This is a genomic window from Streptomyces turgidiscabies Car8 (genome assembly GCF_000331005.1).
Lineage (GTDB): Bacteria > Actinomycetota > Actinomycetes > Streptomycetales > Streptomycetaceae > Streptomyces > Streptomyces turgidiscabies.
The window spans coordinates 1-7,002 of sequence record NZ_AEJB01000052.1; the positions used below are offsets into that span (position 1 = coordinate 1).

Annotated in this window: 11 protein-coding genes; 7 read left to right on the forward strand and 4 right to left on the reverse strand. The window is 69.1% G+C overall.

Translation table 11 applies throughout. The features are described 5' to 3' along the window. The first annotated feature begins 21 nt into the window (after nucleotides 1-21). Nucleotides 22-819, forward strand: coding sequence for an SAM-dependent methyltransferase (locus tag STRTUCAR8_RS03515; RefSeq protein WP_044471569.1), 798 nt, complete (start codon nucleotides 22-24; stop codon nucleotides 817-819). Between the two features lie 82 nt (nucleotides 820-901). On the opposite strand, the gene STRTUCAR8_RS03520 is transcribed toward STRTUCAR8_RS03515, so the two are convergent. Continuing rightward, complete coding sequence (locus STRTUCAR8_RS03520) at nucleotides 902-1,222, reverse strand: antibiotic biosynthesis monooxygenase family protein (RefSeq protein ID WP_044471570.1); 321 nt, start codon at nucleotides 1,220-1,222, stop codon at nucleotides 902-904. A 263-nt stretch (nucleotides 1,223-1,485) separates the two neighbouring features. Between STRTUCAR8_RS03520 and STRTUCAR8_RS03525 the strand changes: the two genes are divergently transcribed. From STRTUCAR8_RS03525 to STRTUCAR8_RS03540, 4 genes are all read left to right on the forward strand, one after another. After that, nucleotides 1,486-1,977 (forward strand): DUF2975 domain-containing protein, encoded by a 492-nt coding sequence (locus STRTUCAR8_RS03525; RefSeq protein ID WP_006374047.1) that lies wholly within the window; start codon nucleotides 1,486-1,488, stop codon nucleotides 1,975-1,977. After that, nucleotides 1,977-2,237 (forward strand): helix-turn-helix domain-containing protein, encoded by a 261-nt coding sequence (locus STRTUCAR8_RS03530; protein WP_006374050.1) that lies wholly within the window; start codon nucleotides 1,977-1,979, stop codon nucleotides 2,235-2,237. The genes STRTUCAR8_RS03525 and STRTUCAR8_RS03530 overlap by 1 nt, the downstream gene beginning before the upstream one ends. Next, nucleotides 2,209-2,391 (forward strand): hypothetical protein, encoded by a 183-nt coding sequence (locus tag STRTUCAR8_RS03535; RefSeq protein WP_006374046.1) that lies wholly within the window; start codon nucleotides 2,209-2,211, stop codon nucleotides 2,389-2,391. The genes STRTUCAR8_RS03530 and STRTUCAR8_RS03535 overlap by 29 nt, the downstream gene beginning before the upstream one ends. A 103-nt stretch (nucleotides 2,392-2,494) precedes the next feature. After that, on the forward strand, nucleotides 2,495-3,601 hold the full coding sequence (locus tag STRTUCAR8_RS03540; RefSeq protein ID WP_006374042.1) for a hypothetical protein: 1,107 nt from the start codon (nucleotides 2,495-2,497) through the stop codon (nucleotides 3,599-3,601). Nucleotides 3,602-3,626: 25 nt separating this feature from the next. Here STRTUCAR8_RS03540 and STRTUCAR8_RS03545 read toward each other — a convergent pair whose 3' ends face one another. Beyond that, nucleotides 3,627-4,142 (reverse strand): hypothetical protein, encoded by a 516-nt coding sequence (locus STRTUCAR8_RS03545; RefSeq protein ID WP_234372457.1) that lies wholly within the window; start codon nucleotides 4,140-4,142, stop codon nucleotides 3,627-3,629. 215 nt (nucleotides 4,143-4,357) lie between these two features. Further along, the gene (locus STRTUCAR8_RS03550; protein ID WP_006374043.1) at nucleotides 4,358-4,978 is read right to left on the reverse strand and encodes a TetR/AcrR family transcriptional regulator; all 621 of its coding nucleotides are present in this window, start codon (nucleotides 4,976-4,978) and stop codon (nucleotides 4,358-4,360) included. Nucleotides 4,979-5,208: 230 nt separating this feature from the next. On the opposite strand from STRTUCAR8_RS03550, the gene STRTUCAR8_RS03555 reads away from it, so the two are divergent. Further along, a complete protein-coding gene (locus STRTUCAR8_RS03555; protein ID WP_006374045.1) occupies nucleotides 5,209-5,421 on the forward strand; it encodes a DUF4287 domain-containing protein in 213 nt (70 codons plus the stop codon). A gap of 73 nt (nucleotides 5,422-5,494) precedes the next feature. On the opposite strand, the gene STRTUCAR8_RS03560 is transcribed toward STRTUCAR8_RS03555, so the two are convergent. After that, a complete protein-coding gene (locus tag STRTUCAR8_RS03560) occupies nucleotides 5,495-6,088 on the reverse strand; it encodes an NADPH-dependent FMN reductase (protein WP_006374048.1) in 594 nt (197 codons plus the stop codon). A gap of 285 nt (nucleotides 6,089-6,373) precedes the next feature. On the opposite strand from STRTUCAR8_RS03560, the gene STRTUCAR8_RS03565 reads away from it, so the two are divergent. Beyond that, complete coding sequence (locus tag STRTUCAR8_RS03565; RefSeq protein ID WP_006374052.1) at nucleotides 6,374-6,946, forward strand: hypothetical protein; 573 nt, start codon at nucleotides 6,374-6,376, stop codon at nucleotides 6,944-6,946. The last annotated feature ends 56 nt before the right edge of the window (nucleotides 6,947-7,002 follow it).

The following is a 7,002-nucleotide window of genomic DNA, read 5'->3' on the forward strand; positions in this document are numbered from 1 at the left end:
GGCCGAGGAGACGATGCCGGCATGTCCGAATCCGAACAGCGAATCGATACTTCGGTACCGCACTCCGCCCGTATCTGGAACTACTGGCTGGGCGGCAAGGACAACTACCCCGTCGACGAGGCAGCCGGCGACGCGTACACGGCTGTGTTCCCCGGCATCGTCACGATCGCGCGCAGCAGCCGCGCCTTCCTCGGCCGTACGATCCGACATCTGGCCGGAGAGGCGGGCATCCGCCAGTTCCTGGACGTCGGCACGGGCCTGCCGACGGTGGACAACACCCACGAGGTGGCACAGTCGGTCGCCCCCGACGCACGCATCGTCTACGTGGACCACGACCCGCTGGTCCTGACCCACGCCCGAGCCCTCCTCACGTCGACCCCCGAGGGCGCGACGGACTACGTGGACGCCGACCTGTACGACACGGAACGCATCCTGGCGTCGGCGGCGAAGACCCTCGACCTGACCCGCCCCACCGCCCTGATCCTGAGCGGCATCCTGGGCCACGTGGCGGACTACGAGGCGGCCCGCGGAATCGTCCGCGACCTGATGGCAGGCCTCCCGTCGGGCAGCTACCTCTCCCTCAACGAGGGCTCACGCGGCACCGACCCCGCCTACGAACAGGCGCAGGACGCCTACAACGAGACGGGCGCGGTGCCGTATTTCCTGCGGCCCGTGGAGCAGATCGAGGCGTACTTCGAGGGGCTCGACCTGGTGGCGCCGGGAGTGGTCTCGGTGCCGCTGTGGCGGCCGGAGGCGAGCGCGTCCGGGGTGGCGGCGCCGGCCATCGGCCAGCACGGAGGGCTGGGGCGGAAGCCCTGACCCAGGGTCCGTACCCGCTACGGCGCGCCGAGTACGGCTACTGCGGCTCGGCGCGCGACATCGGCGGACTCAGCCCCATTTCCTACTTCGGGGCGGCCTGCTGGACCACTTCGAACGACCAGAGGGTCGACCCGGAGGCGGCGGGCTTGGGCTGCTCCCCTCCGGCGGAGGCGGGCCGGTGCGCCGACTGCATCGGGCCCGCCATCCAGGCCTGGAAGTCCCCCTCGCTGCGCCACCGCGTGTACACCAGGTAGCTGTCGGTGCCCTCGACGGGCCGAAGCAGCTCGAACCACTCGAACCCGTCCGACCCCTCGACAGCACCGGCCCGCGAAGCGAACCGCTTCTCCAGCGTCTCGCGCTGCTCTTCGGGGACCGTGAGTACGTTGATCTTTACGATGCTCATGCGGTCCATCTTGCCGCAGGGGGGTGTGTGGTCCGCGTGGGGGCGGGGGTGGATCCGGGGAGCTGGGACAAGTACCAGGTTGCGTACGGGGGCGGTCCACGCACACCCCACCGCCCGGGAGACGTTCGGGACCGCCTCACAGCCACCCGCACGTGAACAATGCGGCTGCACCTTCCATCCTCACTCCATCCCTCCATCCCCAGCCTTGCCATATCTATCGAATTTCGATAGATTCCCATCGCGATTCGATGGAAGGATGGGTCATGGGAAAGCTGACCGTGCGTGCGCTGCGCGCTCTGCTCGTGGTGGTGCTCGTCGGCACCGTGTTCGTGCAGGCATTGATGGTGTGGACCCTGGTCAGCGGACGTGACCCTGAGGACGGGTCGCTCCCCCTGACCGCGCTGCGCGTGATCACGATCCTGGGCATGCTGTCGGCCCAGGTCGCTCTGGTCTGCGTATGGCGGCTGGTGACGATGGTGCGACGCGGAACCGTGTTCTCCCACGCCGCCTTCCGGTACGTGGACGGCGTGATCGGCGCGATCGTGGCGGCTGCCCTTCTGTGGTTCGTGGTCACGGCCCTCAATGCGCCGGGCCAGCGGGACGACCCTGGCGTCACCGTCATCATGGGCGGGGTCGGATTGGCCATCCTGGGGGTCGCGCTCATCGTGCTCGTGCTGCGCATGCTGCTCACCCAGGCCGTCGCGCGTGACGTCGAAGCGTCGCAGATGCAGGCCGAGTTGGACGAGGTGATCTGATGCCGATCGCCGTCGACATCGACGTGATGCTGGCCAGGCGGAAGATGTCCGTGGGCGAACTCGCGGACCGCGTAGGGATCACGCCCGCCAACCTGGCGGTACTCAAGAACGGCCGCGCCAAGGCGGTGCGCTTCGCGACGCTCGCCGCGCTCTGCGAGGTGCTCGAGTGCCAGCCGGGCGACCTGCTGCGCTGGGAGGCCGAGACACCGCAGGCGAATGACGTGCCCTTCCGTGACGACGGAGTTCTCGACGCCCCGTGATCCGACCGAAGACCCGCCGCCTGCCGACGCATCGGCGCCGACCCGGTCCGCCTTCGACGAACTCCGCGAGCATCCCCGGGCCGTACGCCAGGAGACCCCGGGCCGACTGAACCGACTGACCGAGGCGCCGACCCTCGCGATCCGCGTGCGGTGATGTTCGACGTCGCGGCTGCCCTTCGGCCTCAGCGGATTCGAAATACGTTGGCCGGTTGTGACGGAGCTGCGACGATGCCCTCTGATTCTCTGACGGAGGGCATTTGTTCGTTTTCGTGTGTGCGGGATGCGGCGCCGAGCTGACCACCCCGCTGTCGCAGGTCGCCCTGCCGGCGCACGCTCATCAGAAGTTCGGGAACGGGCTGCAACTCCCGGTACTCATGGAGCCGGGCACTTTCGCTGAGGACCCCGAGCCCTGGGGTCCGCCGTGGCGCAGATGGGAGGAGATCCAGCCGGACGAGGCGGTGGCCCGCGGTGTCTACGCGCCGGTCTACGCCCTCTCCGACGGCGCCCCCGGTTCGATCGTCATCGCGCCCGGTGATGCCCGCGGCACCGTGCTGATCCCGGAGAAGGCCGGCGGCTACTGTTGCGGCCTTGGCGGAGCAGACGGCCTCAACATGGCCTGCGAGGCGTGCGGCCAGCCCGTGGCGAGCCGGATCGACGACTGCTCACTCTGGCAGGCGGTATGGCTCGCGCCCGACGCCGTGCGCCGCCTGACCGTCGGTGACGCGGACCTCGCACCGCTCTCCTGGGCAGAGCTGGTGAAGGAAGGGAAGTCCACACCCCCGTTCGTGCCGATCGCCACATGGGGGTCGCGGCTGGGGACGAACCACTTCTGGTCCTGGAATCCGCAGTGGGAGGCCGCGGTCGGCCGGGCGCTCGCTCACCTGCTCGCAGCTTCGCGAGGCCGGCCGGTGACCGTCCCGGACGGTCTGAGCAAGGAAGTGTTCCAACGCGCCCTCGACGCCATGCTGCCCTCGGGTCCACCGACACGGCGCGCCGTTCTGGCCGGACCAGGGCAGCCCACCCCCGACCCGGACGGCGACATCGTCCTCGTGCCGACCCATCCGCAGACCGGAGAAACCTGGGCACCGGCCGGCCCGGACACCACGGCCTACCCGGTGCCGCTGCCGTTCGGAGTGTGGCTGTGCCTGGCCTTCCCCAAACCGCACCTGCCGGTTCCCGCGTCTGGCGGCATGCCCGACGGCGTCCTCCGCGACGATCCGCTCGCACCCCGCCCCCGGTACCTGTTCCGGGCCGATTGGGGCGCCTTCCAGCACACCCTGGTGCGGCTGCCGGCCGTCCGCAGTCCCTGGCTGCGCGAGATCCCCGAGAACCACACGCAGCACATGCGCGCCGGCCTCTTCTGACGGACCTGGCGCGAACTGTCTGGCGTCAACCGTCCTGGCAAGCCTTGGCTTTGAACTCCGCCACCGGGACGGTGACCGAGGAGTCGGCGCCCTCATAGCGGACCGTTCCCGGGGCAAGCCGGTCCCGGTCGGCCAGGGTGAAGGAGACGCTGCTCGACGACCACGAGTTGTCCTCGGTCCAGCCGTACAGGGTGTAACTGGTCCCGGCGGTAAGCGGTTTGAGAGGTGTGGTCGCGGTCCAACCGGCGGCAGTCGTATCGAGGGTCCAGGTCGCGAGGCCGGACTTGAGGGGGCGCGCGGCGGTCCATGAACCGACCGTCACCTGCTTGTCGGGGTCATCGCTGTCCACGTAGAGCTTCGCGCCGTCGATGTGATGTCCACAGACCATCATGACGCCGACCAGCTGACCGTCGTCCGTCACCGAGATCCCCGCGACGGCATCAACAGGAACCGTGCACCCCGCGGTTGCGGCCAGAGCAGCGCAGGCCGCGAGGGCACCGACGGAGCGCCGGATCAACGGCCACGAAACTGTCGACTGCACGGTGCCCCCTGACTTGGGGTCACTATTCGTACCCCTGTACGCCAGAGGGTAGGGACGCTCCGGGCCGAGCGGCGGCACCGCCGCCCACCCGTTGCACCCTCGTTGTGGCCTCGTAGCCGGAGGTCCTGAACCTGGGTGGTGGTGTCGGTCCGTCATCCGCCGAGTTGCGTCCCCGTCGGTGCGCGCGTACAGGACAGCGCGTGGGGTGCCCGTTCTCAGCGATACGCGGCGAGGAAGGCCCTGACGCCGGCGGCGGCGTAGTGGTCGAGTTCGTCCTGCGTGTGCTGTGGGCTTCCCGTGAACATGGCCTTGTTCACGGGGATCCAGAGCAGCAGGCCGGAAAAGTGATTGGCCGCCAGGTGGGGGTCGGCGGTGCGGAGGAGTCCGTGGTCCGCGAGCCGTTGGAAGGTCGCCGCGAGAGTCGCCAGGACGCGCTCGAATCCCTGCTCGTACCAGGCGGCGCCGAGCTGGGGGAACGTGTCGGCGTTCGCGATGATCAGGCGCCGGAGTTGCAGCACTTCGGGCTGGGTGAGTGCGGTGAGGAACTGGCGGGCCAGGCGGGTGAGGTTGTCGTCGAGGGCCTGGACGTCGGCCGGGATGTCGGCCACCAGGGCGACCATGTCGTCAACTCGGTCGGTGGTGGCAAGGACGATCTCCGCGAACAGCTTTTCCTTGTCGGTGAAGTGCTTGTAGACGGTCTGCTTGGAGACCGCGGCGAGCCTGGCGATGTCGTCCATGCTGGTCCCGGCGTAGCCCTTGTTCATGAACGCCTGGGTCGCCGCGGCCATGATCGCCGTGTGCTTGCGCGCCGACCGGCCTTCCTCGCTCGCGGTCATGCTCCATCCCATCACCAGTACCAGTACTGGACAGTCTAGTTTTTTCGTGACTACTCTAGCGCCTGATCCCGAGTGAGTACCAGACCGTCCAGTTCTGCACGGGAGACTCCGTGACCCGGGCCAGACGGTGCTCCAGTTGCCCCGCACGACTTACGCCGCGGCATCCGGCCGGCCCGGTGAGCACAAATCGACAGCACGAACTCTTCGAAGCGAACAGGTAGGACAACGCCATGACGGCACCGGTGAAAGGCCCCGCCAGCTACTTCCCCTCGATCGAGAAGAAGTACGGCCGCCCGATCGCGGAGTGGAAAGAGCTCATCCGCGCCTCACCCCTGACCAAGCACATGGAACTCGTCACCTGGCTCAAGTCCGAGCACGGTCTCGGCCACGGCCACGCCAACGCACTTGTCGCCCACACCCTCGCCGAAGGCAGCGGCAAGTAACCGAGGCACAAGGGCGAGGGCGTCGCCTCCGCCCTACGGCTCCACCCGCCGCCCCACCCCGGCCCCGTCCGCGCTACCCCCCGTACGCCCGCACCGCCCGCCCCTCCCTCAACGCCTGCCCCCACCAGACCACTTGGTCCAGCATCACCTTCGCCGCCGCGTCCGCGCCGCCCGCGTTCTTCAGGTGGCCCTCGGCGTCGAAGGCCGCGCCCGCGTTGTGGAAGGACACCGTGTCCCGGACCGTCGTCGCGTGGAGTTCCGCGAAGACCTGGCGGAGGTGTTCGACCGCACGGAGGCCTCCGGAGACACCGCCGTAGGAGACGAAGGCGACCGGCTTGGCCTGCCATTCCGTGTAGTGCCAGTCGATGAGGTTCTTGAGGCCGGCCGGGTAGGAGTGGTTGTACTCGGGGGTCAGGACGACGAACGCGTCCGCCGTCGCCAGTTTCGGGTTGATTTCGGCCAGCTGGGCCTTCGCGTCGGCGTCGGTCGCGAAGCTCGTCGGGAGGGCGGTGTCCGCGACGTCCACGACCTCCGCCGTGAGGTCGTCGCGTTCGCTGATCCGGTCCAGTAGCCAGGCGGCGACGACCGGGCCGAAGCGTCCCTCCCGGTTGCTTCCGACGACGACAGTGACGCGTACGGGCTCGACAGATTCAGTCAGTGTCTGCATGTGTCACAGCGTCGTACCTCAAGTTTTGTTGAGGTCAAGCCGTTCGTCCGCCTCCTTCGGGTCACCCGTTCACCCCCTCGGTCTCCGCCCATCGGGTTCTCCTCCTCAGCGCGCCCGCAGTACGGCGATGACCTGCCGGAATGCCGTTGTGGGGCCCTCTTTCGGGCGTTCCGCGCCACCCGTTCACCGTATTTCTGACTGGTCATCAGGGAGCGCTTCCCGGCCCCTGCCACTTACCTCGGAAGCAGACCACCTCGTTCGCACGCTCTTGGAGGAGCAAGCCCGATGCGACGTACCGCCGCCGCCCGTCTGCTGACCGGTACCGCGCTCGCCGTCGCCCTCACCGGACCGGCAGTGGTCCTCACCGAATCCCTCACCCTCGCCGCCCCCGCCTACGCGAGCAGCGGCGGGACGCTGGAGGTGTACCCGGCGACCGTCACCCCCGGCACCCGGGTCACCGTCAACACGACCGCCTGCGGCAGCGGCGCCACCGCCGCCGGGGACGCCAGTGCTGTGGGCGCCGGGGTCTTCGTTCTCGCGCCTGGTACGCACAAGGAAGTCGCCGTCGGGCAGTTCCGGGTGCCGCCGGGCGCGCAGCCCGGGACGTACGAGATCGTCGCCCGGTGTGACGGAAAGGCGGATGCGCGGCAGGTCAGTGGCGATCTCGTCGTCACGCTGACCTCGACCCGGCCGCCGGTGCAGCCCCCTGTGCGGCCCAGGGGGAGTGTGAAGACGGGGGTCGGTGGCGCGCTCGGTCCCGACCCCGTGCAGACCACGGCCGGTGTGGCGGCTCTCGCCGTCGCCGCCGTGGGCGGTACCTGGCTCCTGCATCGCCGGGCGAGAGGCGACAGGTTCTGACGGACATCCTCCGCCGTCCGTCGGCCGGTACCGCATGTCCCCTCCCCTCCGGGCCC